The 25,720-nt window shown below is 69.2% G+C and carries 21 protein-coding genes; 15 read left to right on the top strand and 6 right to left on the bottom strand.

Annotated elements, in window-relative coordinates; genetic code table 11:
* Nucleotides 1-158: 158 nt before the first annotated feature.
* From ACZ5LB_RS00470 to ACZ5LB_RS00435, 8 genes are all read left to right on the top strand, one after another.
* Entirely contained in the window at nucleotides 159-1,487 is a 1,329-nt protein-coding gene (locus ACZ5LB_RS00470; RefSeq protein ID WP_464604200.1) for an OprO/OprP family phosphate-selective porin, read from the top strand.
* A gap of 100 nt (nucleotides 1,488-1,587) precedes the next feature.
* Nucleotides 1,588-2,061, top strand: coding sequence for a CYTH domain-containing protein (locus ACZ5LB_RS00465; protein ID WP_464604199.1), 474 nt, complete (start codon nucleotides 1,588-1,590; stop codon nucleotides 2,059-2,061).
* 51 nt (nucleotides 2,062-2,112) lie between these two features.
* Nucleotides 2,113-3,678, top strand: a complete 1,566-nt coding sequence (locus ACZ5LB_RS00460) for an SLC13 family permease (protein ID WP_464604198.1) — start codon at nucleotides 2,113-2,115, stop codon at nucleotides 3,676-3,678.
* Nucleotides 3,675-4,373, top strand: a complete 699-nt coding sequence (locus ACZ5LB_RS00455) for a hypothetical protein (protein ID WP_464604197.1) — start codon at nucleotides 3,675-3,677, stop codon at nucleotides 4,371-4,373. The genes ACZ5LB_RS00460 and ACZ5LB_RS00455 overlap by 4 nt, the downstream gene beginning before the upstream one ends.
* 34 nt (nucleotides 4,374-4,407) lie before the next feature.
* Nucleotides 4,408-5,688, top strand: coding sequence for an MgtC/SapB family protein (locus ACZ5LB_RS00450; protein ID WP_464604196.1), 1,281 nt, complete (start codon nucleotides 4,408-4,410; stop codon nucleotides 5,686-5,688).
* 38 nt (nucleotides 5,689-5,726) lie between these two features.
* Complete coding sequence (locus tag ACZ5LB_RS00445) at nucleotides 5,727-6,365, top strand: hypothetical protein (protein WP_464604195.1); 639 nt, start codon at nucleotides 5,727-5,729, stop codon at nucleotides 6,363-6,365.
* A gap of 63 nt (nucleotides 6,366-6,428) precedes the next feature.
* Complete coding sequence (locus tag ACZ5LB_RS00440) at nucleotides 6,429-7,748, top strand: MgtC/SapB family protein (protein WP_464604194.1); 1,320 nt, start codon at nucleotides 6,429-6,431, stop codon at nucleotides 7,746-7,748.
* 13 nt (nucleotides 7,749-7,761) lie between these two features.
* Nucleotides 7,762-9,357: a methyl-accepting chemotaxis protein gene (locus ACZ5LB_RS00435; protein ID WP_464604193.1), complete on the top strand. Its 1,596-nt coding sequence runs from the start codon at nucleotides 7,762-7,764 to the stop codon at nucleotides 9,355-9,357.
* 10 nt (nucleotides 9,358-9,367) lie between these two features.
* Here ACZ5LB_RS00435 and uvrC read toward each other — a convergent pair whose 3' ends face one another.
* A complete protein-coding gene (gene uvrC / locus ACZ5LB_RS00430; RefSeq protein ID WP_464604192.1) occupies nucleotides 9,368-11,197 on the bottom strand; it encodes an excinuclease ABC subunit UvrC in 1,830 nt (609 codons plus the stop codon).
* 48 nt (nucleotides 11,198-11,245) lie between these two features.
* Between uvrC and ACZ5LB_RS00425 the strand changes: the two genes are divergently transcribed.
* The 4 genes from ACZ5LB_RS00425 to gatC all read left to right on the top strand — a co-directional run bounded on the left by ACZ5LB_RS00425 (nucleotide 11,246) and on the right by gatC (nucleotide 13,903).
* Nucleotides 11,246-11,605, top strand: a complete 360-nt coding sequence (locus ACZ5LB_RS00425) for a YraN family protein (RefSeq protein WP_464604191.1) — start codon at nucleotides 11,246-11,248, stop codon at nucleotides 11,603-11,605.
* 78 nt (nucleotides 11,606-11,683) lie between these two features.
* The gene (locus tag ACZ5LB_RS00420) at nucleotides 11,684-12,571 is read left to right on the top strand and encodes a hypothetical protein (RefSeq protein WP_464604190.1); all 888 of its coding nucleotides are present in this window, start codon (nucleotides 11,684-11,686) and stop codon (nucleotides 12,569-12,571) included.
* A gap of 28 nt (nucleotides 12,572-12,599) precedes the next feature.
* The gene (gene tsaD, locus ACZ5LB_RS00415; protein ID WP_464604189.1) at nucleotides 12,600-13,622 is read left to right on the top strand and encodes a tRNA (adenosine(37)-N6)-threonylcarbamoyltransferase complex transferase subunit TsaD; all 1,023 of its coding nucleotides are present in this window, start codon (nucleotides 12,600-12,602) and stop codon (nucleotides 13,620-13,622) included.
* Between the two features lie 2 nt (nucleotides 13,623-13,624).
* Nucleotides 13,625-13,903 (top strand): Asp-tRNA(Asn)/Glu-tRNA(Gln) amidotransferase subunit GatC, encoded by a 279-nt coding sequence (gatC, locus tag ACZ5LB_RS00410; protein WP_464604188.1) that lies wholly within the window; start codon nucleotides 13,625-13,627, stop codon nucleotides 13,901-13,903.
* Between the two features lie 72 nt (nucleotides 13,904-13,975).
* Here the strand turns inward: gatC and ACZ5LB_RS00405 are convergent, their stop codons facing one another.
* The gene (locus tag ACZ5LB_RS00405; RefSeq protein ID WP_464604187.1) at nucleotides 13,976-14,644 is read right to left on the bottom strand and encodes a hypothetical protein; all 669 of its coding nucleotides are present in this window, start codon (nucleotides 14,642-14,644) and stop codon (nucleotides 13,976-13,978) included.
* Between the two features lie 101 nt (nucleotides 14,645-14,745).
* Between ACZ5LB_RS00405 and ACZ5LB_RS00400 the strand changes: the two genes are divergently transcribed.
* From ACZ5LB_RS00400 to ACZ5LB_RS00390, 3 genes are read left to right on the top strand one after another with little or no spacing between them, the layout of a single operon-like run.
* The gene (locus ACZ5LB_RS00400; RefSeq protein ID WP_464604186.1) at nucleotides 14,746-15,822 is read left to right on the top strand and encodes an anhydro-N-acetylmuramic acid kinase; all 1,077 of its coding nucleotides are present in this window, start codon (nucleotides 14,746-14,748) and stop codon (nucleotides 15,820-15,822) included.
* Entirely contained in the window at nucleotides 15,819-17,795 is a 1,977-nt protein-coding gene (locus ACZ5LB_RS00395; protein ID WP_464604185.1) for a transglutaminase TgpA family protein, read from the top strand. Before ACZ5LB_RS00400 ends, ACZ5LB_RS00395 begins: the two co-directional genes overlap by 4 nt.
* 28 nt (nucleotides 17,796-17,823) lie before the next feature.
* Nucleotides 17,824-19,506, top strand: a complete 1,683-nt coding sequence (locus ACZ5LB_RS00390; protein ID WP_464604184.1) for a formate--tetrahydrofolate ligase — start codon at nucleotides 17,824-17,826, stop codon at nucleotides 19,504-19,506.
* A 4-nt stretch (nucleotides 19,507-19,510) separates the two neighbouring features.
* On the opposite strand, the gene ACZ5LB_RS00385 is transcribed toward ACZ5LB_RS00390, so the two are convergent.
* From ACZ5LB_RS00385 to ltrA, 4 genes are all read right to left on the bottom strand, one after another.
* Nucleotides 19,511-20,740 (bottom strand): EAL domain-containing response regulator, encoded by a 1,230-nt coding sequence (locus ACZ5LB_RS00385; protein ID WP_464604183.1) that lies wholly within the window; start codon nucleotides 20,738-20,740, stop codon nucleotides 19,511-19,513.
* A gap of 88 nt (nucleotides 20,741-20,828) precedes the next feature.
* On the bottom strand, nucleotides 20,829-21,320 hold the full coding sequence (locus ACZ5LB_RS00380) for a SixA phosphatase family protein (protein WP_464604182.1): 492 nt from the start codon (nucleotides 21,318-21,320) through the stop codon (nucleotides 20,829-20,831).
* Nucleotides 21,317-23,605 carry an ATP-dependent helicase gene (locus tag ACZ5LB_RS00375; protein ID WP_464604181.1) on the bottom strand — a complete coding sequence of 763 codons (2,289 nt, stop codon included), beginning with the start codon at nucleotides 23,603-23,605 and terminating at the stop codon, nucleotides 21,317-21,319. The genes ACZ5LB_RS00380 and ACZ5LB_RS00375 overlap by 4 nt, the downstream gene beginning before the upstream one ends.
* 443 nt (nucleotides 23,606-24,048) lie before the next feature.
* A complete protein-coding gene (gene ltrA, locus ACZ5LB_RS00370; RefSeq protein ID WP_464603709.1) occupies nucleotides 24,049-25,335 on the bottom strand; it encodes a group II intron reverse transcriptase/maturase in 1,287 nt (428 codons plus the stop codon).
* Between the last annotated feature and the right edge of the window lie 385 nt (nucleotides 25,336-25,720).

Here is a 25,720-nt window from a genome sequence, read left to right as displayed (position 1 = left end):
CCCAGGTCAAGCCACAACCACTCCAAATGCTTTACTTGAAACCATTCTCGCATTTGGCACGCATCTTCCAATCACAGGACGTTCCCGCTGGGAAACCCCCGTCTTCCACAAAGCAGGCGCGATCGCGCCACCCCCATGACCTACCGCTGGAGGTTCACATGAAGTTCTTCGTCACGCCCTTGGCCCTCGCCATCCTGGCGGGCCCCCTCGCCGCCCAGACGCCCACCGACGCCGAGAAGCGCATCGCCGACCTGGAGAAGAAGGTCGAGAAGCTCACCAAGGCCAAGTCCGAAACCAAGAAGTCCGACGACTCCAAGGACGGCTTCTTCGTCAAGTTCGGCGGCCGCTTCCACCTGGATTCCGTGTTCTTCGACGGCAACAAGAACCGCCTGGCCAACGGCACGCAGCTGCGCCGCGGGCGCGTCAGCTTCAAGGCCGGCTTCGGCAAGGACTGGGTCGCCGAAGGCGACTACGACTTCGCGGAAGGCGACGCCTCCGTCAAGGACATGTGGCTCGGCTACCAGGGCTTCAAGGACACCCTGATCCAGGTGGGCCAGTTCAAGGCGCCCTTCGGCTTCGACACCCTCTCGTCCTCCAACGCCATCTGGTTCACCGAGCGCTCCTACAGCGACGTGTGGGCTCCCGACCGCCACGTGGGCATCGCCGTGGCCAAGTGGGGCGAGCGCTGGCAGGCCAAGGTCAACTTCTTCGGCCAGGCCATCGACGACACCAACACGGCCGACACCAACGGCTCCGACCACGGCTGGGGCTACGCCGGCCGCGTCAGCTTCGCGCCGGTCCTCGTGAACGAGTCCAAGGCCATCCACTTCGGCGTGGCCCTGAGCACGCGCACCCCCATCGCCGACTACAGCACCACCACCCTGGTGCCCGTGGCGAACGAAGCCTATGCCATCGACTTCTCGGGCCGCCCCGAGGCCGGCAAGATCAGCAAGGCCAAGTTCCTCAACGCCAAGGTTAACAACGTCAAGGACTACACCCAGACCGGCGCCGAGTTCGCGGGCGTGTGGAACGCGTTCTCCTGGCAGAGCGAGTACCAGCAGACCAAGGTCAAGCGCCGGGATGCCGTCGGCACCACCGCCGCCGCCCTCGCCGCCAGCGTCGTGGACCACACCTTCTCCACCTACTACGGCCAGGTGTCCTACATCTTCGGCGGCCGGCGCAGCTACAACGCCCAGGACGGCGTCTTCGGCAAGGTGAGCCCCTCCACCAAGGCCGGCGCCCTGGAAGTGGTGGCCCGCTACAGCAAGATGAGCCAGGACGACCTCACCGCCATCGACGCCGTCAAGGGCGGCGAGGCCAAGAACATGTCCCTGGGGCTGACCTGGTACACCAACAAGAACATCCGCTGGATGATCGACTACACCAAGGTCGACAACAACGAGAACGCCAAGCCCAAGGGCGTCTACGGCGGCATCGTGAACGACGACTTCTCCATCACCACGCTCCGCCTCCAGGTCAACTTCTAGGTCCTGGTTCTTCTCTGCCGGCGGGGGCCCGCACCCCGGGCCCCGCCGGTAGGACTGTCCGCAGCAACGCAATCAACCCCCAACCGAACCAGGAGGCCCCATGGCCAAGGAAATCGAACGCAAGTACCAGGTGAAGCTAGACGCATGGGTCCCCCAGGGCGAAGGCATCCACTTCAAGCAGGGGTACCTCAATTCCCAGAAGGAACGGGTCGTCCGCGTCCGCATCGAAGGCACCCGCGCCAAGCTCACCATCAAGGGCATCACCAAGGGCGTGACCCGCTCTGAATTCGAGTACTCCATCCCCGTGGAGGACGCCGCCCTCCTGCTGGACAACCTCTGCGAGCAGCCCCTGATCGACAAGCACCGCCACAAGGAGGTGCACTTCGGCAAGACCTGGGAGATCGATGTCTTCCACGGCCTCAACGAGGGCCTGGTGGTCGCCGAGATCGAACTGGCCTCCGAGGACGAAGCCATCACCCTCCCCGCCTGGGCCGGCGCCGAAGTTTCCAGCGACCCCCGTTATTTCAACTCGAACCTCCTCAAGAACCCTTACAATACCTGGGACAAGGCGTAATCAACCGCGAGCCGCCCCCAAGGGGGGCGGCTTGCCTTTTCAGGCAGAGCGATGGCAGCTGAAGCACCCGCGGCGACCCCCGCCCCCTCCCTCCAGGAACTCCTGGACATGGAGAAAATGGTCCTCTCCTCCAAGACGCGAGAGGCCCAGAGCCCCACCGAGCGATGGATGCGCTACCTGGGATTCCCCGGCGGCATCCTGCTCTTCCTCATCCTCTACTACCTCCCCGCCGGCGCGGGCCTGAGCGGAGCGGCCCAGACGGGCACCGCCTGCTTCGCCCTGGCCCTGGTGTGGTGGGTGACGGAACCCTTCCCTACCTACGTCACCTCCCTGATCCTCATGTTCCTGCTGCTGGTCACGCGCACGTCGCCGGCCAAGCCGATCATGGACGTGCTGGGCATGGAAGTGATCTGGCTCAACCTGCTGGCCTTCATCCTGAGCTCCATGCTGGTGAAGACCCGCCTCGCCAAGCGCATGGCGCTCTGGCTCATCATCAAGTTCGGCCGGAAGGCCTCCTGGGCCCTCCTGGCCTTCGTCATCCTGCAGCTGGCCCTGGCGCCCCTCATCCCCGCCACCGCGGCGCGGTGCGTCATGACCCTGCCCCTGATCATCGTCGTGGGCACCATCTACGGCTCCACCGAGCAGGCCCCCAACGCCTTCGGCAAGAACCTGCTCCTCCTGAACCTCGCCGGCATTTCCGTGCTCACCTCGGTCACCATGACCGGATCCTCCGCCAACCTGGTGGCCGTGGGCTTCATCCAGAGCATGACCGGCCACCGCGTCTACTACATGGACTGGATGATCGCCGGCGCGCCCATCGCCATCCTCACCATGCTGATCATGTGGTTCGTGGGAAGGAAGTTCATCTTCCCCATCGCCCCCGAGGACCAGCTGCCCAAGGTGGAAGGCGGCCTGGCGCTGGTCGAACAGCAGCACAAGGCCATGGGCGGGTTCTCCTTCCAGGAGAAGAAGGCCCTGGTGATCTTCGGCGTGGTGCTGTTCCTGTGGATGACCGACATCTTCCACATGCGCTGGTTCGGCGTCGAGATTAGCGCGCCCTTCGCGGCCCTGGTGGGCGCGGTGCTGGTGCTCTTCCCCCGCTACGGCGTGCTCCAGTGGAGCGAGGCCGACATCCCCTGGCACCTCCTCATCTTCTCCGCGGGCGCCTACGCCGGCGGCCTCGCCCTGGAAGACACCGGCGCGGCGGAGTGGGGTGTCCGGACGCTGTTCGGCGGCATGAACCTCAAGACCATCCCCTTCGGCGCGGCCTATACCATCATCGTCGCCGTGATGATGTACAGCCACCTGCTCACCACCTCCAAGACGGTGCGCACGATCATCCTCATTCCCATCATCATCACCATGTCCAAGGCCCTGGGCTGGGACCCTGTCTCCATGGCCCTGCCCGCCGCGCTCTGCATCGACTGGGTCGTGGGCCTGCCCATCAGCGGCAAGCCCAACGTCATCCTCTTCTCCACGAACCAGTACACGGTGGGAGACAACTTCAAGTACGGCATGGTCACCTGCACCGTGGGCATGGTGCTCCTGGTCATCTCGGCGGCCACCTGGTTCCACTGGATCGGGATCACGCCTTCTTTCCTGGCGATGCCTAAATGAGCCGACTCATCCTCCCCCTCCTCCTGGGCACCGCCCTTTTCGCCGGGCCCGCCGAGATCCGGCAGTACGCCACCCGCCTGGACATCCTCCCCGACGGCTCGGGCAAGGCCACGGCCACCCTCACCGTCGAGGGCGACCCCCTGGAAACCGTCGAGATCCCGGTGGGCTTCAAGGCCCGGGGCTATGCCCTGGCCGAAGGGCCCCAGGGGCTGCGGCTCGAGCCCCACGGCTCCGCGGTCAAGGTGATCCTGCCGGCGGCGCCGGGCCCCCATACGTTCACCTTCACGTTCACCGCCCTGGACGCCTTCATCCCCGAGGCCGTGGCCGAAGGCGAGAGGGCCAAGCTGCCCGCCAACAGCCGGGTCGTGCGGCACGCCTTCGTCCAGACCTTCGAGGCCCCCATCGGCGCCTACAGCGTCGAGGCGATCCTTCCCGCCGGCTACCGGTTCCAGGCCGTCAAGGAGGCCCTGCCCAAGGTCCGCAAGACCGAGTCCGAGCCCCGGGTCCGCCTGGGGGCGGCCGACGGGCGCCAGATGGCCACCCTGCGCGTCAACAACCTCAAGCAGGGCGACGCCGCGACCATGACGCTCGAAGCCATGTCCGCCAGCCGGTCCCCCCTGTGGTTCGTGGCGGGCCTGGTCATCGCCGGCCTCTACCTCTTCCTTTTCCGGGACATGGTGCAAACCAAGCGCTAGGTCCCATCCCACCCCCTTCCTTCCCGAGGTCCCATTGCTTCCTCCGCAACTCACGTCCTTCTTCCTCACCATCGCCCTCAGCACCCTGATCGGCATCGGCTTGCGGGAGTACTACGAAGGGGAGGGGAAGTTCGACACCTTCGGCACGGTCCGGACCTTCATCTTCATCGGGATGCTGGGCTTCGTCGTCTACCGGATCCCCGGCCTGGGGCCCTACGCCTTCCTCATGGGCATGGCGGTCCTGGGGGCCTTCCTGGTGGTCTACTACCGCAACAAGGTGAGCCAGCTCCAGAGCCCCGGCCTCATCGGGGTGCTCATCGCCATGCTGACCTACAGCATCGGGCCGGTGGCCATCCACGAGCCCCACTGGTACCTGTCCGCCCTGGGCGTGACCATCCTCCTGGTGCTGCACTCCAAGGGCCGCATCCGCAAGTTCACGGACCGCCTGGAGACCGGCGAGGTGGTCACGGCCTGCAAGTTCCTGGCCATCACCGGAGTCGTGCTGCCGCTGATACCGGCTTCTATCCCCGTGGAGGGCTGGGCCGCCAAGGTCTTCGCCATCGTGGCCGTCACGCCCCGCCAGATCTGGATGGCCGTGGTGGTCACCACCGCCATCTCCTACACCGGCTACGTCCTCCAGACCTACCTCTACCCCAAGAAGGGCATGCTGCTCACCGGCATCATCGGCGGGCTCTACTCCAGCACCATGACCACCCTCGTCCTCTCCAAGCGCACCCGGAACACCCCCGGGGAGGCCCGGGAGACCGCGGCGGCCATCCTCCTTTCCACGCCCACGATGTACCTCCGGATCATCATCCTGGTGGCGGCGTTCATGCCCGTGGGGGCGCTCCGCCTGGCGGTGCCTTTCCTGGTCCTCTCCGCCCTGGTGGGCGCCTACGCCTGGTGGGTCCGCGGTGGCCCGGCGCCCGAAGGCGTGGCGGAAGCCGAGGTGGAACTCAAGGACCGCAACCCCCTGGAGATCAACGCGGCCCTGCTCTTCGCCCTGATGTTCGTGACGGTCACGGTGGTCACGAAGTTCGTCCTCCTGCACTTCAAGGACCTGGGGTTGCGGATGCTCTCCTTCCTGGTGGGCGCCTCGGACATCGTTCCCTTCATCGTCTCCATCCTGCAGGGCAACCTGGGCATCTCCCAGCCCCAGGTGCTCCAGGCGATCCTGGTGGCGACGGCCAGCAACAACCTCATGAAGGCCGTCTACGCCTACCTTTTCGGCAACCGCCGCGCAGCCAATCTCGTGGCCGCCGGCATGGGCGGCGCCGCCGTCCTTTCCTTCCTCTACGTCGCCGTCGCCTTCTAGGCCCGGCCCCCGCAACCGCCCATCCAAGGAGCCTCACCATGGCCGATCCCTTCGCCAAGAACCAAGCCACCTCCGTTGAAGACGCCGCCAAGATCATCCCCCGCGCCGAGTTCCGCGTGTTCGGACAGGGCGTCATCGACCTGGTCAAGGGCAACATCTGGAACGGCAAGACGGTCCTCTTCCAGGCCCGGAAGATGCCCGCCGAGACCTACTTCCTCTCCACCCTCACCAACGAGGCCAACGTCAAGGTGCGCGACGGCCTCCTCGACATCAAGACCAAGGTCGGCGAGACCCCCGAGGGCTACGAGATCTTCCAGCCCCGCGGCAAGTTCCAGTTCCCCGTCAAGCGCGAGGACCTGGCCACGATCCTGTCCCACCTCAAGGTCGACACCGCCCTCGACCAGGAGACCTACACCCTGGACGCGTTCATCGCCTTCGCCCGCAAGCACCCCGCCCTGTGCCCGGTCAGCGTCGAGAAGATGCGCTACGGCTTCACCATCGAGGGCATCATCTGCGAGTACGCCCAGGTCTGGTTCAACGGCGCCCTGGTGGAATCCGCCTGCGCCGAGAGCGAGAACTACGAAGGCATGAAGAAGGTCATCGAAGGCATGGGCATCGCCGCCATGCCCAACACCAACTACCTGAAGGCCGCCAAGCGCGTCGTCGGGATGGAGTAGCCCCAAAGGGGCGCGGAGGGCAGACCCTCCGCGCCCCGCTTCGTGTCGCCCCAGGAGCTGTCCGTGATCCCACCCCTCGTTGCCTCCTTCCTCCTCACCCTCGCCGCCAGCTTCCTCATCGGGATCGGGCTGCGGGATTATTACGAGGGGGAGAACAAGTTCGACACCTTCGGAACGGTGCGCACGTTCGTGTTCTTCGGGATGCTGGGCTTCCTGCTCTACCAGATGCCCACGGTGGGTCCCTACGTCTTCATCATGGGCCTGGCCGCCATCGTCCCGTTCCTGCTGGTCTACTACAACAACAAGGTCCGCCAGAAGAAGAGCCCCGGCCTCATCGGCGTGCTCATCGCGCTGCTCACCTACACCCTGGGCCCCATCACCCTCCTGCAGCCCCACTGGTACGTGGTGCTGATCGCCGTGTCCATCCTGTTCGTGTTGCACTCCAAGGGCAGGATCCGCCGGTTCACGGACCGCCTCGAGACGGGCGAGGTGGTCACGGCCTGCAAGTTCCTGGCCATCGCGGGCGTCGTGCTGCCCCTCATCCCCGCCGTGGTGCCCACCACGGGCTACCTGGGCCGGCTCTTCTCGGTGCTGCCGCTCACGCCCCGGCAGGTGTGGATGGCCGTGGTGGTCACCACCACCATCTCCTACCTGGGCTACGTGCTGCAGACCTACCTCTACCCCCGCAGGGGCCTGCTCCTCACGGGCCTTCTGGGCGGCGTCTACTCCAGCACGGTGGCCGTGCTGGTGCTGGCCAAGCGCTCGAAGCGCAGTCCGGGCCGGGACCATCAGGCCGCCGCGGGCATCCTGGTGGCGGTGGCGATGATGTACCTGCGGGTGCTAGTCCTGGTGGCCATCTTCCGCACGCGGGACGCCATTCGCGTGGGCCCCGCCCTCCTGATCCTGGCCCTGCTCTCGGCCGGATACGGCCTGTGGCTCAACCGGGACAGCCGCCAGGAGCCCCAGCCGCAGCCCGCCGAAGGCGGAACCGAAGGCGCCGCCCCCGCGGAGGCCGGCGAGGAGGCCCTCCACAAGAACCCCCTGGAGATCAATTCCGCCCTGTTCTTCGCGTTCATGTTCGGGGCCGTTTCCCTGGCCACCAAGTACGCCCTGATCTTCTTCAAGGAGATGGGCCTGCGCGCCATGTCCTTCATCGTGGGCTGCTCGGACATCACCCCCTTCGTGGTGACGGTCCTGCAGGGCAACCTGGGCATCGACAGCGTCCAGGTCCTCCAGGCCATCATCATCGCCACGGCCAGCAACAACCTCCTGAAGGTGGTCTACACCTACATGTTCGGCACCCGGCGCACCGCCAACCTCGCCGCCGCGGGCATGGCCTGCCTCATCGCCCTGTCCCTGGCGTACGCCTTGATCGCACTGTGATCCGAAAGGCACCATGAACGCCCTCAACGTCCTCCGTTCCCTGAACCTCCGCGGCCAGTTCATGTTCCTGCTGTGCACGCAGCTGGTGCTCCTGGCCCTGGTGGCCGTGCTGGGAGCCGCCAGCCTCGAGCGCCTGCGCACGGACCAGGTGGCGCTGGGCGCCAGCCTTCCCAAGAGCTCGGTGGCCGCGCGGGTGCTCCACGATTCGGACGTGCTGCGGGTGATCCACGTGTCCCTCGTGGGCGCGGCCAGGAATCCGGAATACCTCGAAAAGCGCCTCAAGCGCCTCAAGGAGGTGGAGGCCGACCTGACGAAGTCCCTTGCCGCCATGGATGCCCTGCCCTGGTCCGGCCAGGACCGGGAGGACGTCACCCGGATCACCGCGGGCATGCGCATGTACATGACCTCCTTCCCCCCCATCCTGGAGCGGGCCCGCAAGGCGGGCCTGGCCGAACTCCCCGAGCTCATCGAAGCCAACACCGCGTACCGCCGGGACGGCTACAACCTGCTCCTCAAGCTCCTCCCGCGCCTGGAGGCCGACGGCGAGGAGATGGTGCAGCGGGACCTGGTGGGCAGCCGCCGGGGCCAGTACCTGATCCTCGCCGGCCTCGTCTCCGCCCTGGCCCTGGGCTTGACCTTCACCCATATCCTGGGCAATCGCGTGCGCCGGCAGGCCGCGGGCCTGCTCACGGCCATGGAGGCGCTTCGGACCGGCGATCTATCCACCCGCTGCCCCGAACCCGGCGGCGGCGAGCTGGGGGACACCGGCCGCGCCCTGAACGCGGTCATCGACGACCTGGGCCAGCACATCCGCACCATCTCGGACGTGAGCCACCGCGTGGCCTCTTCCGCCATGGAGCTGAGCGCCACCGTCACCCAGGTCAAGGGGGCCACGGACGAGATCGGCGTATCGGCCCATCAGCAGCGCTCGATCATGGAGGAAGGCACCGGACTGGTGCAGGACATGCGGACCCTCACCGGTACGGTGCAGACCGGCACCGCCCGGCTCCAGACCCTGGCCTCGGCCTCGGAGACGGCCGCCGACACCGCCCGGGGCAGCGCCTCGGACTCCGACCGCGCCATGGCGGGCATCCTCGATAGCTCCCGCAACGTGGGCCGGATCACCACCGTCATCGCCGACATCGCCCGCCAGACCAACCTCCTGAGCCTCAACGCCGCCATCGAGGCCGCCAAGGCCGGGCAGATGGGCAAGGGCTTCGCCGTGGTGGCCGAGGAGGTGCGCAAGCTCGCCGAGCGCAGCGCCGTCGCCGCAAAGGAGATCAGCGCCCTGGTGGCCGAGAGCTCCCAGCGCGTGGACGAGGGCATCGTGGCGGTGGGCCAGGTCAACGATGGCCTCGGGCGCATCCAGGACCACATCCGGGAGAACGGCGGCCAGGTGCGGGACATCGCCACCGCCATGGACCGGCAGGCCACGTCCACGGAGCGGCTCCTCACCCACCTGGGCTCCATCGGCGCCCTCACGGAGCGCCACGGCTCCGCCACGACCCAGCTGGTGGCCACCATGGGCGAGACGGCCCGCACGGTGGATGACCTCGCGGCCCTGGCTTCGGAGCTGCGCGGGCTCACGGAGCGGTTCCGGGTGGCCTGACCCCCGGGGTTCACCCCGCGGGCGGCTGCGCCGCCCCGGCCCTCCAGGCCATCACCTTGTTCGCCGCGGCCCGTCCCGCCTTCTCCACCAGGGCCGCTTCCTCCGCCTCGCGCACCGCCGCGACGCTGCCGAAGGCCTGCAGCAGCTTCTTCGCGGTGGCCGCGCCCACGCCCGGGATGGTGGTGAGCTCCGTCTGGAGGGTGCGCTTCGCGCGCAGGGCGCGGTGGTAGGTGATGGCGAACCGGTGGGCCTCGTCGCGGATGCGCTGGAGGAGCTGCAGGACGGGGCTGGTCCTGGGGATGCGCAGGGGCTCGGAGCTGCCGGGGCGGTACACCAGCTCCTCCTTCTTGGCCAGGGACGCCCGCTCCAGCTGGGCGAGACCCAGGGCCTCCAGGGCGCTTTCGGCGGCGTGGAGCTGGCCCAGGCCGCCGTCGATGAGCACGAGGTCGGGAAGGTCCCGGCCTTCGGCGGCCAGGCGCTGGTACCGGCGGCCCACCACCTCGGCCATGTTGGCGAAGTCGTCGTTCTGCTCGTTGGTGACCTTGAAGCGGCGGTAGTTCTTGCGGTCCGGCACGCCGTCGGTGAAGACGACGCAGGAGGCCACCACCTCCCGGCCCTGGCCGTGGCTGATGTCGAAGCATTCCATCCGCCTGGGCAGGTGGGCCAGGCCCAGGAAGGCCTGCAGGCCCTCCAGCACGGCCTGGTTGAGCCGCGCGGGCTCGAACTTGCGCTCCAGGGCAAGGCGGGCGTTCTCCTGGGCCATGGTCAGCAGGTCCACCTTCTCGCCCCGCTGGGGCACGGCCAGGTGGGGCTTGGAGCCCCGCATGGCGCCCAGCCACTCCCGCAGCAGCTCGGCGTCCTCGGGCTCGGTCTCCACCAGGATCCGCGCGGGCACGGCCTCCTCGGAATAGACGCGCTTGATGACCTCGGCCAGGACGTGGCCGTCGAAGGCCTCCACGTCCTCCAGGAGGTATTCGCGGCGGCCCACCATGCGCCCCTCGCGCATCTCCAGGCGGTGCACGCAGGCCCTGCCGTCCAGCACCGCGCTGCCGAAGAAATCGGTGTCCTCCTGGTCCACCGTCGCCGCCTTCTGGCGGTTGAACCAGGCGTCCACCTGGTTCAGCGTGTCCCGGTAGGCCGCGGCCTGCTCGAAGGCACTGTGTTCCGCGGCCCGCCACATGGCCGCCTCCAGGCGCCCTTTCAGCTCGTCCCGCTTGCCCTCGAGGAAAAGGCGCGCCTCCTTGGCCTGCTCCCGGTAGGCCTCCTGGGTCACGGCGGCGATGCAGGGGGCGGTGCAGCGGTGCAGCTGGTACTTCATGCAGGCCCGGCCCCGCTTGCCGTCGATGTCGATGTCGCAGTCGCGGATCTGGAAGAAGCGGTAGGCCAGTTCCGCGGTGCGGTAGGCGGTGGAGGCGGGGAAGAACGGGCCGAAGTAGAGGGAGCCGTCCTTCTTCACCTTCCGGGTGACGAACACCTGGGGGAAGGGGTCCTTCCAGGTGAGCTTCACGTAGGGGTAGCTCTTGTCGTCCCGGAGCATGATGTTGTAGGGCGGCCGGTGCTCCCGGATGAGGTTGTTCTCCAGGACGAGGGCCTCCAGCTCCGTCTCGCAGACGATGAACTCCAGGTCCCAGATGCGGCTCACCAGGCGCCGGGTCTTGGCGTCCAGGTTCCGGGTCTGGAAGTAGCTCTTCACCCGGTTGCGCAGGACCTTGGCCTTGCCCACGTAGAGGAGGTTGGCCTCCTTGTCCCGGTACAGGTAGACGCCGGGGCGCGTGGGCAGGTCCGCCAGCTTGCGCTGGAGGAAGGGGCTGCGGTCGGCGTTCGAGCGGGTGCTGGCCATCAGGAATTCTACCGGGAACCCCAGCGCCGCGCGGGGCACTGCTCGACCATGGACGCTTCCCGGGGCCGCGCCGCCCAGCGGTACGGGCGCTGGTGCGAACACGGCACCCTCTGGCTGCTGTGGCTGCGGGGCTGGGACCCCGTGGCCCGGAACCTCAAGGCCGGCCGGTTCGAGATGGACCTCCTGGTGGCCCGGGGCGACGAACTGCGCCTGGTGGAGGTGAAGGCCCGCGCCCCGGGGGCCTGGGTGGGGGGGGACGCGGCCCTCACCTTCGCCCAGCGCCTCCGCCTCCAGAAGGCCCTGCGGCGCTTCCTGGAGCGGGTGCCCTGGCCCTTCCGGGTGACCTTCCAGCGGGTGAGCTGGTCGGGGTGGCGCTGCCGGTTCCACCCGCCGGAGCGATGGAGTTAGGAACCTTTCATGGATCTGGGCGCATACCTGGACCTGCGCGGCATCCACCCCGCCCAAATGCCTAGAGGACCTCAATTGATGAATCACCGCCCGCTCCACCTCCGCCGCACCCTGGCGGCCGCCGCCCTGTTCCTGGGCGCCCTCACGCAGGCCCAGGCCACCGGGTCCACCTACGCATCCCTGGTCAACGAGACCCTCCGGAAGGTCCGGGTCACGGTCACCACCGCCTCCCTCAGCCACTACGATCCCAGTACGCCGCATGTGGCGGCCACGGCCCGGGTGGACGGGTGGGCCACCCTGAACCTGGAGGGCTACAATCCCGTGACCAAGGCGCCGGTCCTGCACCTGGGCATCCACTCCCGGACCCTGACGAGCGCGGTCCTCGGCCCCGGCGAATGCATCGAGTTCACGTCCCGGCCCGGCTACAACACCCTCCAGACGCTGGACCTCACCGTCCAGGAGGAATCCAGCGGTTCCAACCCCGGGCCGGGTCCCGCGGCGGTGTTCCGGTACTGGGCCTGGGAGACCGAGATCGATCCCGATGGCATGGCGTGTTCCGGGGGCATCTTGATCCTCAATCCCGGAGGTCCCGGCTCCTTCACCCTCGCGAACCGCTTCGGACGCCTCGCGGCCATCATCGACGCCAGCGCCGCCCAGCCGACCGCGCCCGGGGGGCTCCTGCCCGAACCCGGGGGGCTCCTGCCCGAACCCAAGGGACTCCTGCCCGAACCCAAGGGACTCCTGCCCGAACCCAAGGATGCGACACCGCTGTATCTTCCCCCGGTGATGGTCCAGTTCCTCCAGGCCGGTGGCCAGACCTCCCAATCCTCCACCTCCACTTCGAGCAGTTCCAGCTCCTCGACGTCGACCCCAACCTCCTCCCCGTCGTCCTCGTCCTCCTCGACCACCCCGACCATCCCGGGCCCTTCCCAGCCCGCGAAGGGCGTCGCCCCCGGGGGCCTCTGAGAGGGTCCGATTCCGGTAGAATCGTCATATGCTGGTACTCGGACTCGAATCCTCCTGTGACGACTGCTCCGCCGCCGTCGTGCGCGAAACCCCGGAGGGCCCCGTCCTCCTGGCCATGACCCGCAAGAGCCAGGACGAACTCCACGGCCCCTACGGGGGCGTGGTGCCTGAACTCGCCGCCCGGGAGCACCTCCTGCAGTTGCGGGGGGTGATCGCCGGAGCCTTGGACAAGGCCGGGCTCACGCTCCGGGACATGGACCGCATCGCGGTCACCCGGGGGCCGGGGCTGGTGGGATCCCTGCTCACCACCTTCTCGGCCAGCAAGGCCATGGCCTGGCGGGAGGGCATCCCCTGGGTGGGGGTGCACCACCTCCTGGGCCACCTGAACGCGGCGCGCTTCGCCGTGCCGGACCTGCCCTTCCCCGCCCTGGCGCTTCTGGTGTCGGGGGGTCACACGCACCTCTACCTCGCCCGGGACTGGTCCCACCTGGAACTGCTCCAGAAGACCCGGGACGACGCGGCGGGGGAGGCCTTCGACAAGACCGCGCGAATGCTGAACCTGGGCTACCCCGGCGGGCCCATCGTGGACACCTGCGCCAAGGCCGCAGACCGCGCCGCGGCCCCCTTCACGCCGCCGAAATTCCGGGACGGCAAGGCCGGCTGGAGCTTCTCCGGCCTCAAGACCGCCGTGAAGATCCGCATCCACGGCGAGGCGGGCCTGGACGCCGCGGGCGTGGACGACCCCCGGGTGCGGGCCCTGTGCCGCACCCTCCAGGAGACCGTCGCCGCCTGGCTCCTCAAACCCATCCCCGCCTTCCGGGACGAGACCGGGGCCCGCGCCCTCATCGTCTCCGGCGGCGTGGCCTGCAATTCGGAACTGCGGACCCAGGCCAAGGCCCTGGCGGAGAAGCTGGGCCTGGTGCTGGCCATCCCGGAACCCCGGTTCTGCACGGACAACGGCGCCATGATCGCCGCCGCCGGCGCGATCCTGGACCCCCTGGGGGATCCCTGGACCTTCAACGCCGACCCCAACCTGCCGCTGGGAGCCTAGCCGTGGAGGTCACCCGCGAGGACGTCCTGCGCTGCGCCACCCTGACCCGCCTCAGCCTCCGGGAGGAGGAGATCGAGCCCCTGCGCCGGGACATGACCCAACTGCTCAGCCACGCCGAGAGCCTTTCCGCCCTGGACCTGGAGGGCGTGGAGCCGGCGGCCCTTGACCGCCCTCTACCGAGGCGCGAGGACGTCCCCCACCAGGGTTTCACCCAGGCCGAGGCCCTGGCCAACGCCCCCCAAACGGTCCGAGGCCAATTCGCAGTCCCCCAGGTCCTCTGACCCCCGACAATACCGAACCAGGATGTTCCGGTCGGCTGGCATGACCAGCAGTATCCCGGCTACCTTTTCGCTTCAGAAATCGCCGCCGCCCGAATCCCCGCCCCCGGAATCGCCCCAGTCGCCGCCGGAGTCCCCGCCGCCCGAGTCGCCCCAGTCCCCACCGGAATCCCCGGAACCGCCGGAGTCGCCCCAGTCGCCGCCGGAGGAGGCTCCGCCGTCGCCGCCCCACCCGTCCCGGTTGTGGTGGCCGCCGCCCATCATGCTGCCGATCATCATGCCGGTGAGGAGGCCGCCCATGCCGCCGCCGCCCTGGGGGGGGTAGTAGCCCGGCTGGCCCGGGGCCAGGGCCTGGGGCGCGTCCAGGCCCAGCCTCTGGCGGGCTCCGGGGGGCAGTTCCTCGTCCTTGAGTTCCTCCACGCCGGCGGTGCCTCCGCAGTAGCCGCAGGTCCAGGTCACCTTGCGCAGGCCGTCATACTGCTGCTTCATCTTGTCGCCGGAGGCGCCGCAGGTGGGGCACTTGGGGTAGGGGTTGGCGAAGGTGAATCCCTCCACGGGGCCCGATCCCATGGGACGGTGCGCCGCGCCCAGCTGCTCCTCCCGGTCCCGCCGGCCCCGCATCACGAGCCAGGCGACGACCCCGGCGATGAGGATGGCGACGAAACAGCCCATCCCCCCACCGCCGGACGATTCGTCCCGCCTGCGAAGGAAAACGGCCTGTTCGGTGAGCATGTGCGTCTGCATGGCGTACCTCTCGCCCTCAAGCTTAACTCCACTGGCATACTGTCCGGGAGATGATCAGCGCCTCCTCCCTACCGCCGGGCCCGTGGATGGTTCTCGGCCTCATGTCCGGCACCAGCGCGGATGGGGTGGACGCGGTGCTGGCGCGGGTGGACCCGGACGGGTTCGCCGGCGGCAGCCCGTTCCTGGAACTGGTGGGGCACCTGCACGAACCCTACCCCGCCGCCCTGCGGGAGACGGTCATGGCCGCGGCCAACGACGTCCTCAAGCCGGGCGCGCTCTGCGTCCTGCAGCGGGACCTTGGCGACCACCATGCGCGCGCGGCCGTCCAGCTCGCGCGATCCCTGGGCGTGAAGCCGCACCTGGCCTCGCTCCACGGCCAGACCGTGCAGCACCATCCCCGGCGCGGGGCCACGCTCCAGCTGGCGGATCCCTACGTGCTGGCCGAACAGCTGCAGTGCCCGGTGATCTGGGACCTGCGGCGGCGGGACATGGCCCTGGGCGGCCAGGGCGCGCCCCTGGTGCCGCTCACGGAACTGTGGCTCCACGGGCGGAAGGAGCCCTGGGTCGCCCTCAACCTGGGCGGCATCGCCAACGCCACCCTGTGGGACGGCGCCGAGGTTCGCGCCTGGGACCTGGGCCCGGCCATGACGCTGCTGGACCTGGCGGCCTCCCTCTGGCTCGGCAAGCCCTACGACCCCGCGGGAGCCTCGGCCACGGGGTTCGTGGAGGACACGCTCCTGGAGACCTGGCTCACCCACCCCCATTTCCGCATCCCCCCGCCCAAGTCCACGGGGCGGGAAGTGTTCGGGGCGGCCTGGCTGGACGGGGAGCGGCGCTCCCTGGAACACCTCCCCCTGCCCACGCGCATGGGCACGCTGGCGGCCTTCACCGCCGAGGCCTGCGCGCGCGAACTGCGCACCTGGGGGCCGCCCATGCCCGCGGGCACCCCGATCCTCCTCTCCGGGGGCGGGGCCCTCCACGGCCGGGTGCGGCGGGAGCTCGCCGGGCGCCTACCGGCGTTCCGGATCCAGGACGACCTCCAGTTCCCCTCCGGCGCCAGGGAGGCCGTGAGCTGGGCCCTCCTGGGCGCCGCCAGCGCCAAGGGCGTCCCCGGGAACCTCGCCTCGGTCACCGGCGCCTCCCGCGCGGCGATCCTGGGCAGCTGGGTGCCCGGGTGAAGACGGGAAGATGGCTGGACCACCTCCCCCCATGGATGGCCTGGGGGGCCGTCGCCAGTACCGGCGCCTACAGCCCCGCGGAAGTGGCCGCCATGGCCGTGCCCCTGGCGGGAGCGGCCGTGGTGGAGTGGCGCGACGGCTCCCTGTACCGCTTCCGCAGGCTGCTGGAGATCGCGGCCCTGGCCGTGTTCCTGGTGCACCTGGCGGCCCGCACCGGGGTGCTGCCCACGGTGGTGAACACCCTGTTCGCCCTGTGCGGCGTGCGGCTCTGCCTGCCGCGGGAGAACGCGCAACGGCGCCAGCTCCTGCTCATGGGTTTCCTGGTGTTCCTCACCACCGCGGTCTCCACCTCCGAGCTGGACTTCCTGGTGTGGGCCCTGGTCTGGGTTTCGGGCGGCGCGGTGTTCCTCATGCAGCTCAACTGGGAGAAGTCCGCGGCCCTGCGCCCCGGCCCGGTGCGCCCGGTGCCCTTCCGCAAGGCCCCGGCGTGGCTGGCGGCGGTGGTGCTCATGGCCGCAGGGTTCTTCGTCGTGCTTCCGCGGCTGCGCATGGGGGTACGGGGCCTGCCCCTGGGCGTCCATGGACTCGCGGGAGGCCGCGCCGGGCTCAGCGACGTCCTGGACCTCGCCGGCGGGGGCCCCATCCAGGGCGGCGGCGAAGTGGCCCTGCGCATCGTCCCCGGCCCGGACCAGCCGGGCTTCGCCCGGGCCTTCGCGCTGCTCCGGGCCGTGGTCCTGGAGGACCTGGACGGGCAGCGTTGGGAGATCTCCGACGCGACCCCCGGCAATCCCTCGGCCGCATGGAACCAGCCCCGGCTGGGGGGCGGGGCCCTTTCCGCCGAGGCCTTCGTCAGCCCGAGCCCAATGCCCGTCATCCCGCTGCCCTACGGCCGCGCCACGCTGGTCCCCCCCGAAGGCGAGCGCCTCCGGGCCGGACCGGGGGCCTCCGTGCGGTGGTGGTTCCCCATGCGCCGGATCCTGCCCCTCAAGCTTTCCGTCCAGCCCCAGGAGGGCGAACCGGAGCGGCCCCCCGCAGGCGCCCGGCGGGCCTTCCTCACCCGGGCGGGGGCGGACACCGACAGCGCCCTGCGCTGGAGCCTGGCCACGGCCCCGGAGGACCTCCCCCCAAGCCAGCTGGCGGCGAAGCTCTCCGGCGCCCTGCGCACCTTCCGCTACACCCTGGACAACCCCTCGGGCGGCGCCGCCGATCCCCTCGCGGACTTCCTGGAGCGCACCCGGGCCGGCCACTGCGAGTACTTCGCCTCCGCGCTGGCGGCGATGCTGCGCCGGCGCGGCGTCCCGGCGCGGGTGGTCAACGGCTACCGCCTGGGGACCTGGATCGCGGGCGGCGGCTACTACCTCGTGACCCGGAACGAGGCCCACAGCTGGGTGGAGTACTACGACCCGGACCAGCGGGCCTGGCGCGTGGAGGACCCCACCCCGGCCGCGCCCGCCTCGGCCCTGGGCGCGGGCTCGTTCTTGTCGGCCCTGGCCCGCCTCGCGGACTCCGCGCGCTTCGCCTGGGACCGCAACGTGGTGCGCTTCTCGGACGAGGACCAGATGGCCGGGCTCGAATGGCTCCAGGCCAAGGTGGGTGGCCTGGCCCCGGACAGGTTGCGGGAGCCCCTGCGCACCGGCCTGGCCATCGCGGCCGCGGTGGGCGCCCTGGCGGCCCTGGCCTGGGCGTCCCGGGCCCTGCTGCCCCGGGCCGCGGGCGGCCCCGGGAGCCCGGGGCGGCTCCCCCAGCTCAGGCCCCTCCTGCGCGCCGCCGGGAGCCAACGGCGCCCCGCCCCGGGCGAGACCGCCCGGGTCTGGCTCACGCGCCTGGGAACGCTGCGTCCGGACCGCTCCGCCCCGTTGGAGGCCCTGGCCCGGGCAGCGGACGCCGTGGCCTACGGCGGGGGCGAGGCCTCGGACCTGGCCCGCCTCGCCAGGGAGGAAGCCAAAGCCTGGAGGCGGAACGGGCGGATGTGATAAAATTTTTCAACCGAGGAAAATTTTTATGCATAGCCCCGTCCCCGCCGACATCGACATCGCCCGCCGCGCCACCATGCTGCCCATCGGGGAGCTGGCGGCCCGCCTCGGGATCCCCGAACTCGACCTGGAGCCCATCGGGCGCACCAAGGCCAAGATCTCCCTGGACCACTACCGCCGCCTCCGGGGCGGCCCCCAGGGCAAGCTCATCCTGGTCACCGCCATCACCCCCACACCCGCGGGGGAAGGGAAGACCACCACCACCGTGGGCCTCACCGACGCGCTGGCGCGCCTGGGCAGGAAGGCGATGCTCTGCATCCGCGAACCCTCCCTGGGCCCCTGCTTCGGCATCAAGGGCGGCGCCGCCGGCGGGGGCTACGCGCAGGTGGTGCCCATGGAGGACATCAACCTGCACTTCACGGGGGACTTCCACGCCATCGGCGTGGCCCACAACCTGCTCTCGGCGGTCATCGACAACCACCTGGCCTCCGGCAACGCCCTGGACATCGACCCCGCGCGGGTGGTGTGGCGGCGCGTGGTGGACATGAACGACCGGGCCCTGCGGCAGATCGTGGTGGGGCTGGGGGGCACGGCCAACGGCGCCCCGCGCGAGACCGGCTACGACATCACGGTGGCCTCCGAGGTGATGGCCGTGTTCTGCCTTTCCGAAAGCCTCCACGAACTCAAGGAGCGCCTGGGCCGCATGATCGTGGCCTACACCCGGGACCGCCGGCCCGTGCTGGCCTCCCAGCTCAAGGTCCACGGCGCCATGGCGGCCCTCCTCAAGGACGCCATCAAGCCCAACCTGGTGCAGACCCTCGAGAACAACCCCGCCCTGGTTCACGGGGGGCCCTTCGCGAACATCGCCCACGGGTGCAACAGCCTGATCGCCACCCGCATGGCCTTGGGCCTCGCGGACTTCGTCGTCACCGAGGCCGGCTTCGGCGCGGACCTGGGCGCCGAGAAGTTCCTGGACATCATGTGCCGCCAGGCGGGGCTGGTGCCCGACGCGGTGGTCCTGGTGGCCACCGTGCGCGCCCTCAAGATGCACGGCGGCGTGGCCAAGGCCGACCTGGCCCGCCCCGACGCCGGGGCCGTGCGCCGCGGCCTGCCCAACCTGGTCAAGCACCTGGAGAACATCCAGGCCTGGGGGCTGCCGGTGGTGGTGGCCGTCAATCACTTCACCGCCGACCTCCCCGAGGAGACCGCCGCCATCGTGGAGGCCTGCGCCGCCCTGGGCGTGAAGGCCGTGCGGGCCGACCACTGGGCCCGGGGCGGCGAAGGCGCGGTGGACCTGGCCGGGGAGGTCCTCGCCCTCACCCGCGGGCCGCGGCCCACCCTGGCCTTCACCTATCCCGCCGAGCTCGGGCTGTGGGAGAAGGTCCGCGCCGTGGCCCGGCGCATCTACGGCGCCGCCGACATCAAGGGCGACGCCAAGGTGCTCAAGGCCTTCGCGGACCTGGAGGCCGCGGGCTTCGGCAACCTGCCGGTGTGCCTGGCCAAGACCCAGTACTCCTTCTCCACGGATCCGCAGCTCCGGGGCCGGCCCGAGGGGTTCACGCTGGCCGTGCGGGACGTGCGGGTGTCCGCGGGCGCGGGGTTCGTGGTGGTCCTCACGGGAGACATCATGACCATGCCCGGCCTTCCGAAGGTCCCCGCGGCCGAACTCATCGACATCGACGAGGACGGGAACATCACCGGCCTTTCCTGAAGCCTCACTTCAGGTGGGACCTCGCCGCCAGGACCCAGTCCTTGAGCTGCGCGCCGGGCATGGGCCGGCCCAGGAAGTAGCCCTGGCCCCGGTCGCAGCCCAGGGCCTTGAGGGCGTCCCACTGGGCCTGGGTCTCGATGCCCTCGGCCACGGACGTCAGGTGGAGGTCCTTGGCCATGCGGATCATGTTCCGGGCCAGGATGGCGTGGCGCTCGGAGCCGGGCAGGCCCCGGGTGATGGACTGGTCGACCTTGAGCTCGGTGAAGGGGATCCGCTCCAGCTGTTCGAAGGTGGCGAAGCCCGTGCCGAAGTCGTCGATGCTCAGGCCGAAGCCCCGCATGCGCAGGCGGTTCAGGTTGGAGAGCGTGTGGCCCAGGTTGGACACCGAAGCCGATTCGGTCATCTCGAAGACCAGGAACCTGGGGGGCAGGTCCAGCTCGGCCACCTTCGCCAGGAGGCGGTCCGCGAAGGCGGGTTCGCTCAGGGACTGGGCGGAGAGGTTCACCGAGACTTCCACCTTGAGGCCGCGCGTGTTCCACCCCTGCCACTGCCTCGCCACGAACTCCAGCACGTGGAGCGTGAGCCCCGACATGAGTTCGGTGTCCGTCTCGGCCTGGGGCAGGAAGGCGCCGGGGCCCAGCATCCCCGCCTGCGGGTGGCGCCACCGGATCAGCGCCTCCACGCCCTTCAGATGGGCGCCCTGGAAGGTGACCTGGGGCTGGAAGAAGCAGACGAATTCCCCGTCCCGGAGCCCTTTGCGGATCTCGTCCAGGCCGATTTCGCCCTGCGGGGCGGGCGCCGGCGCGGAACGGCCCAGGAAGGGCGGACCCGACAGCACCTTCACCAGGTCCTCCCGGAAGATCGGCTTCTGGACGAAGCCCGCCACCGGCAGCCCGAAGGTCGCGGCCATGAGGCGCACGGAGCGGAGGACGTTCTGCTCCTGGGAGCTGACGATGATCAGTTCCGGACGGTAGCCCCGGGAGGCCATCTCCCCGATGAAGGTCACGCCGTCCATGCCAGGCATCTCCAGGTCCGTGAGGATCAGGTCGATGGCCGGCGCCCGCTCCAAATGGGCCAGGGCCTGCAGGCCGTCGGCGGCCTGCAGGGGCTCCGGGGCCCCCAGCTCCTGGACCAGACCGGCCAGGTGGGCGCGCTGGAGGGCGCTGTCCTCCACGACCATCACCATGCGGCCCGCGAGGGGTAGGGACACGGAAGCCGGGGTCGGATCGGTCACGCTGGAATCCTGGGCATGGGGACGGGTCGTTGTCCAACTCTACCAGGACCGCCTCCGGCTTGGAAACGTCCAACCCTGTGCGCCCCCGTTAATTGGAAGCGCCCGCCTGCGCCCGTTCCTCGAGCCGCACCGGCCCGGGCTCCCGGGGCACCGTGACGATCCAGAGGCGGTCGTAGGCGCGGATCTCCGGGAAGAAGCCCTTGAAACCCAAGGCCCCCGCCAGGGCGCCCAGGGTGTCGGAGTGGCCGCAGATGACGACCGTCCTGCCCTTCCAGTTCTCCAGGACCTCCCGCCCCACCGAAGCCTCCTCGCCCCGCGGCCGGATCTCCGGGACCAGCCCCAGCCGCCCCGCCAGGGGCGCCACGGTCTGCCGGGTGCGCCACACGTCGGTGGCGAAGATGGCCGCCGGCCGGAACGCGGCCAGTTCCGCCCCCAGGTCCTCGGCGCGGCGGAGCCCCCGGGAGGACAGGAGGGCGTTGGCGGACCGGGCGCCCTTTTCCGCGTGGTGGATCAGCACCACGACCGTGTCCTGTCCCAGGAGCGCGGCCGACGCGACCAGGGCGAGGAGGAGGGCCTTCACGGCTCCTTCTCCAGCATCCCGAACCGCGCCACGATGCGCTTCTCCCCCTCCTGGAAGCGGATGGTGTAGGTGAGCATGTCGCCGCTGCCCGAGGCGGCGGTGATGACCCCCCGGCCGAAGCGGGGGCTCAGCACCCGCGTGCCCTTGGGCCAGCTGCCCGCGGGGGGATGGGGCGGCTCCTCGGGCGCGGCCGCCTCGGCCGGAGCGGGCGCGGGTTCGGGGGCGTCGCCCTGCCCCCGGACCCGGTCGAAGAAGCTGCGGATCCGCCCCAGTTCCGAGGCCACGCTGGTGGCACCGCCACCGGTGGGCCGCTGGGACGGGAAGGCGCCCTGGCCGGAGCGGTACAGCTCCGTGCCCCAGCGGATGGGCGTCTCCAGGCCCTCCTCGGGCAGTTCCCGCAGGAACCGGCTGGGCATGCCCAGCATCTCCTGGCCCATGGCCCGGCGCCGCCGCGCGGCGGTGAGGTAGAGCTTGGTCTGGGCCCGGGTGATGGCCACGTAGAAGAGCCGGCGCTCCTCCTCCAGGCCGTCCTCGGCTTCCCGGGCGTTGCGGTTGGGGAAGACGTCCTCCTCCAGGCCCACCAGGAACACCACGGGGAATTCCAGCCCCTTGGCGCAGTGGATGGTCATGAGGGAAAGGAGCGAAGCCTCCTCCAGCTCGTCCGAATCCGAAGCCAGGGTCACCCGGTCGAGGAATTCCGCCAGGCGCAGGCCCAGGCCCTCCGCCTCGGCCGCGGCGGAAACGAACTCCTCCAGGTTGCGCAGGCGGCTTTCGGCCTCCAGGGTGGCCTCCTCCTCCAGCATCTGCACGTAGCCCGATTCCGCCAGGATCCAGCGAACCAGGCCCGAGAGGCTGAGGTGCGTGGACTCGTCCGCGGCCCGCCTGAAGAGGTCCACGTACCGCCCCAGCTCGCGCTGGGCGCGCCCCTTGAGCTCGCCCGCGCGCAGCAGGGCCACGGTGGCCTGCAGGGCGGTGCCCCCTTCGGGTATCGCCGCCTCGATGCGGGCCAGGGTCGTGGCGCCCACGCCCCGGGTGGGGGAGTTCACCGAACGCCGGAAGCTCACGAGGTCGAAGGGATTGCACACCAGGCGCAGGTAGGCCAGCAGGTCCTTGACCTCCTGGCGCTCGTAGAACTTCACGCCGCCCACGAGCTTGTAGGGCATGTTCTGGGCCCGCAGCGCCTCCTCCAACTGCCGGGACTGCCAGTTGGCGCGGTAGAGCACCGCCATGCGCGCATCGGGGAAGCGCAGGCGCTCCTGCCGGATGCGGTCCGCCACGTACTCCGCCTCCTGGCGCCCCTCGTCCAGGAGCTTGAAGGTGATGCGCTCCCCCATGCCCAGGTCCGTCCAGAGGGTCTTGCCCAGGCGCTGGGTGTTGTTGGCGATGACCGTGCTGGCGGCGTCCAGGATGAGCTGGGTGGAGCGGTAGTTCTGCTCCAGCTTGATCTGGGTCGCGTGGGGGAAATCGGCCTGGAAGTCCAGGATGTTCTTGATGTCGGCGCCCCGCCACTTGTAGATGCTCTGGTCCTCGTCGCCCACCACGCACAGGTTCTGGTGCCTCCGGGCCAGGTGCTGGACCATCAGGTACTGGGCCCGGTTCGTGTCCTGGTACTCGTCCACCAGAATGTAGCGGAAGCGGTCCGCGTAGGCCGCCTGCACCTCCGGGTCCCGCAGGAACCGCTCCGTGTGCAGCAGGAGGTCGTCGAAGTCGCAGGCCTTGTGGCTCCTCAGGCCGTCCTGGTAGCCCTTGTAGGCTTCCAGCACCTTGCGGGTCCAGGGATCCAGGGCCTCCTCCATGGCCTCCGCGGGGAGCAGGCACCGGTTCTTGAAGTCGGAGATCACCTCCAGGACCTTCTTGGGGTGGAACTGCTTCTCCGGGAGCTTCAGGTCCGCCAGCACCTGCTTGACGAGGCTCCGCTGGTCGGAGGGGTCGAAGATCACGAAATCCCGCCCCACGGGGGTGCGGTCCCCTTCCCTGCGCAGGATGCGGGTGCAGAAGCTGTGGAACGTGCTCACCCAGAGCTGCTCGGCCGGGACGTGCACCATGCGCTGCACCCGCTCGGCCATCTCCCCCGCGGCCTTGTTGGTGAACGTCATGGCCAGGATGGAGGCCGGACGCACCCCCACCTCCTCGATGAGCCAGGCGATACGCCGGGTGATGACGGTCGTCTTCCCCGAGCCGGCCCCCGCCAGGATCAGGAGGGGGCCGTCCACGTGGGTGACGGCCTCCTTCTGGGGATCGTTGAGGTTTCTCAGCAGGGGGTGGTCGGGATGAGACGCGGGCATTTCACGAGTCTAGCAGCCGTTGCGAAGCTCGCTTCGCTACGGCTGCTTGTGCCCGGCACGGACCCCTAACCCCAACGGCACCCAACGGTGCTAGCAGCCGTTGCGAAGCTCTCGCTTCGCTACGACTGCTTGTGCCCGGCAAGGACCCCAACCCAACGGCAGCCCACGGTGCTCGTGCAGGTCGCCTGAAATACAGGTAGCAATTTGTCCCACCGCGACCAAAGGCGCAATAGGGTCTTTGGTTATGCAGAATCCAATCTGTTCGAAGCCTTTGAGTAAAAGCTCATCGCCGAGGCGCCGAAGACGCCGAGGATCGCCGATTAAAAAGAAGCTCTTTCTCGGCGAACCCCGGCGCCTCGGCGCCTCGGGTCGGGTAGGCCCGGGGCGTTGCCGCCCCAGGCCCCCCACAGATCCGGACGTGCCCGATTAAGGCATCCGGCTCCTCAGACCACGTAAGTAGCTGCGAGTGGGCGAGGCACGTTCCTTTTCAGCCTTGGCTGAGGGAGCGGAAACCGTTCCAGCAACCTGTAGAAGGCTTTCCAGGAGAGCACTGCCCTCTGGGACCTCCGCCCCAGCCACTTCTTCCACAGGTGCATGACCTGGTATCTGAAGTTGCCGATGGAACGCGAGTTCCCTGTGATGCCGTAGTAGTTGTAGTGGCCCACCAGCTTCTGGCGCAGGGTCTTGTGCTGGTCCTGGATCCGTTCATGCCGGTTGTGCCTGAACCAATCCCCCAGCGTCCTGATGGCACGGCTGAACCGCTTCTTCGAAGTCTTCCGCTTCACCACCCAGGCCCCTTTCAGGGACTTGCCCCAGTAATGGGTGAACCCCAGGAAATCGAAGTTGCCAGGGCCCCCTTCGGGGTCCCGCGGTTCCTTCGGCTTCCGGAATTCCACCAGCCGGGTCTTGTCCGGATGGATCTTCAGACCGAACTTCTCGAATCGCTTCGGCAGTACTTCCAGGACACGCCGTGCGTCTTCTTCCCGGGCGAAGCCCATCACGAAATCGTCCGCGTAGCGCACCAGAAAGGCCTGGCCCCGCAGCCGGGGCTTCACCTCTCGTTCGAACCACACGTCCAGCACTTCGTGGAGGTAGATATTCGCCAGCATCGGGGAGATCACCCCGCCTTGCGGGCTGCCTGTCTCTGGGTGCGTGATGCATCCCTGGTCCAGGACTCCCGCGTTCAACCATTTGCCGATCAGGCGCTTCACCACTCCGTCCCGCATCCGCTTGTCCAGCATTTCCCGCAGGCAGGCGTGGTCCAACGTATCGAAATACTGTCGGATATCCACGTCTAGCAGCCACCCGCCCCCCATTTTCATCGTCTGGTTCCAGATGGCCTGCAGGGCCTGGTGCGCCGACCGCCCGGGCCGGAATCCGTATGAACAGTCCAGAAAGTCCTGCTCATAGAGGGGTTCCAGGAGCATGACCACCGCCCTTTGGAGGACCTTGTCCTCGAAGGTGGGGATCCCCAGGGGACGCTGGGTTCCATCCGCTTTGGGGATGAATACCCTTCGCACGGGCGGGGCTTTGTAGGGGTCGCCGTCCTTGGCCCGTCTCAGCAGAGATTGGAGATTTGCCTCCAGGTTTTCCGCATAGTCCTTGGCCGTCTGTCCGTCTATCCCCACCGCCCCATCCTTTCGGGTTCGCCGGTAGGCTTCCGTGAGCCATTCGACGTCCATGTGGTGGGCCAGGGTACGCAGCGCCGCCTCCGGCATCTGCCTGGACAATTCTGCTATCCGTTGTTGTTTCGTGGAGACCGTTCCGGGAGACGAAGTTCCCATGGCCTTTCCCTCCAACGTTTCCGTGATCTGGCAGCCCCTTGGCTCCGGCGGGTCCCTCGGATCGGTTCCCCGCCTTCATCGCTACTACGAGCTGCTCCGATTCCCTGCCGATCCTCCCGCTTCCCTCGTTTGGCTTGAGGAGGCGGTACCGCCTTCGCATCCGGTTGTTCGCTCCTGATCGGGTCGGTGCCCCCCGTCCAGGCCAGGGTTGTTTGGGTTGTGGCGTCCCTAACCACGGTTCCAGGCGGAAACGGCAGGGCCTCCCCGGTTCCTGGGGGGACCCCCTGCGAACATGCCCTGCTCTTCGACCCCGGCGGGACCCTCGGGTCAG

The sequence above is a fragment of the Mesoterricola sp. MK458 genome (assembly GCF_055384935.1).
This window is presented reverse-complemented; position numbering and strand designations above follow the sequence as displayed.

Bases quoted from the DNA above. Each gene is read 5' to 3' on its own strand.
- ACZ5LB_RS00445 (WP_464604195.1), top strand. From the start codon at position 5,727: ATGGCCGATCCCTTCGCCAAGAACCAAGCCACCTCCGTTGAAGACGCC.
- uvrC (WP_464604192.1), bottom strand. From the start codon at position 11,197: ATGGCCAGCACCCGCTCGAACGCCGACCGCAGCCCCTTCCTCCAGCGC.
- ACZ5LB_RS00470 (WP_464604200.1), top strand. From the start codon at position 159: ATGAAGTTCTTCGTCACGCCCTTGGCCCTCGCCATCCTGGCGGGCCCC.
- ACZ5LB_RS00425 (WP_464604191.1), top strand. From the start codon at position 11,246: ATGGACGCTTCCCGGGGCCGCGCCGCCCAGCGGTACGGGCGCTGGTGC.
- ACZ5LB_RS00455 (WP_464604197.1), top strand. From the start codon at position 3,675: ATGAGCCGACTCATCCTCCCCCTCCTCCTGGGCACCGCCCTTTTCGCC.
- ACZ5LB_RS00390 (WP_464604184.1), top strand. From the start codon at position 17,824: ATGCATAGCCCCGTCCCCGCCGACATCGACATCGCCCGCCGCGCCACC.
- ACZ5LB_RS00405 (WP_464604187.1), bottom strand. From the start codon at position 14,644: ATGCAGACGCACATGCTCACCGAACAGGCCGTTTTCCTTCGCAGGCGG.
- ACZ5LB_RS00420 (WP_464604190.1), top strand. From the start codon at position 11,684: ATGAATCACCGCCCGCTCCACCTCCGCCGCACCCTGGCGGCCGCCGCC.
- ACZ5LB_RS00400 (WP_464604186.1), top strand. From the start codon at position 14,746: ATGTCCGGCACCAGCGCGGATGGGGTGGACGCGGTGCTGGCGCGGGTG.
- ACZ5LB_RS00465 (WP_464604199.1), top strand. From the start codon at position 1,588: ATGGCCAAGGAAATCGAACGCAAGTACCAGGTGAAGCTAGACGCATGG.
- ACZ5LB_RS00375 (WP_464604181.1), bottom strand. From the start codon at position 23,605: ATGCCCGCGTCTCATCCCGACCACCCCCTGCTGAGAAACCTCAACGAT.
- tsaD (WP_464604189.1), top strand. From the start codon at position 12,600: ATGCTGGTACTCGGACTCGAATCCTCCTGTGACGACTGCTCCGCCGCC.
- ACZ5LB_RS00435 (WP_464604193.1), top strand. From the start codon at position 7,762: ATGAACGCCCTCAACGTCCTCCGTTCCCTGAACCTCCGCGGCCAGTTC.
- ACZ5LB_RS00460 (WP_464604198.1), top strand. From the start codon at position 2,113: ATGGCAGCTGAAGCACCCGCGGCGACCCCCGCCCCCTCCCTCCAGGAA.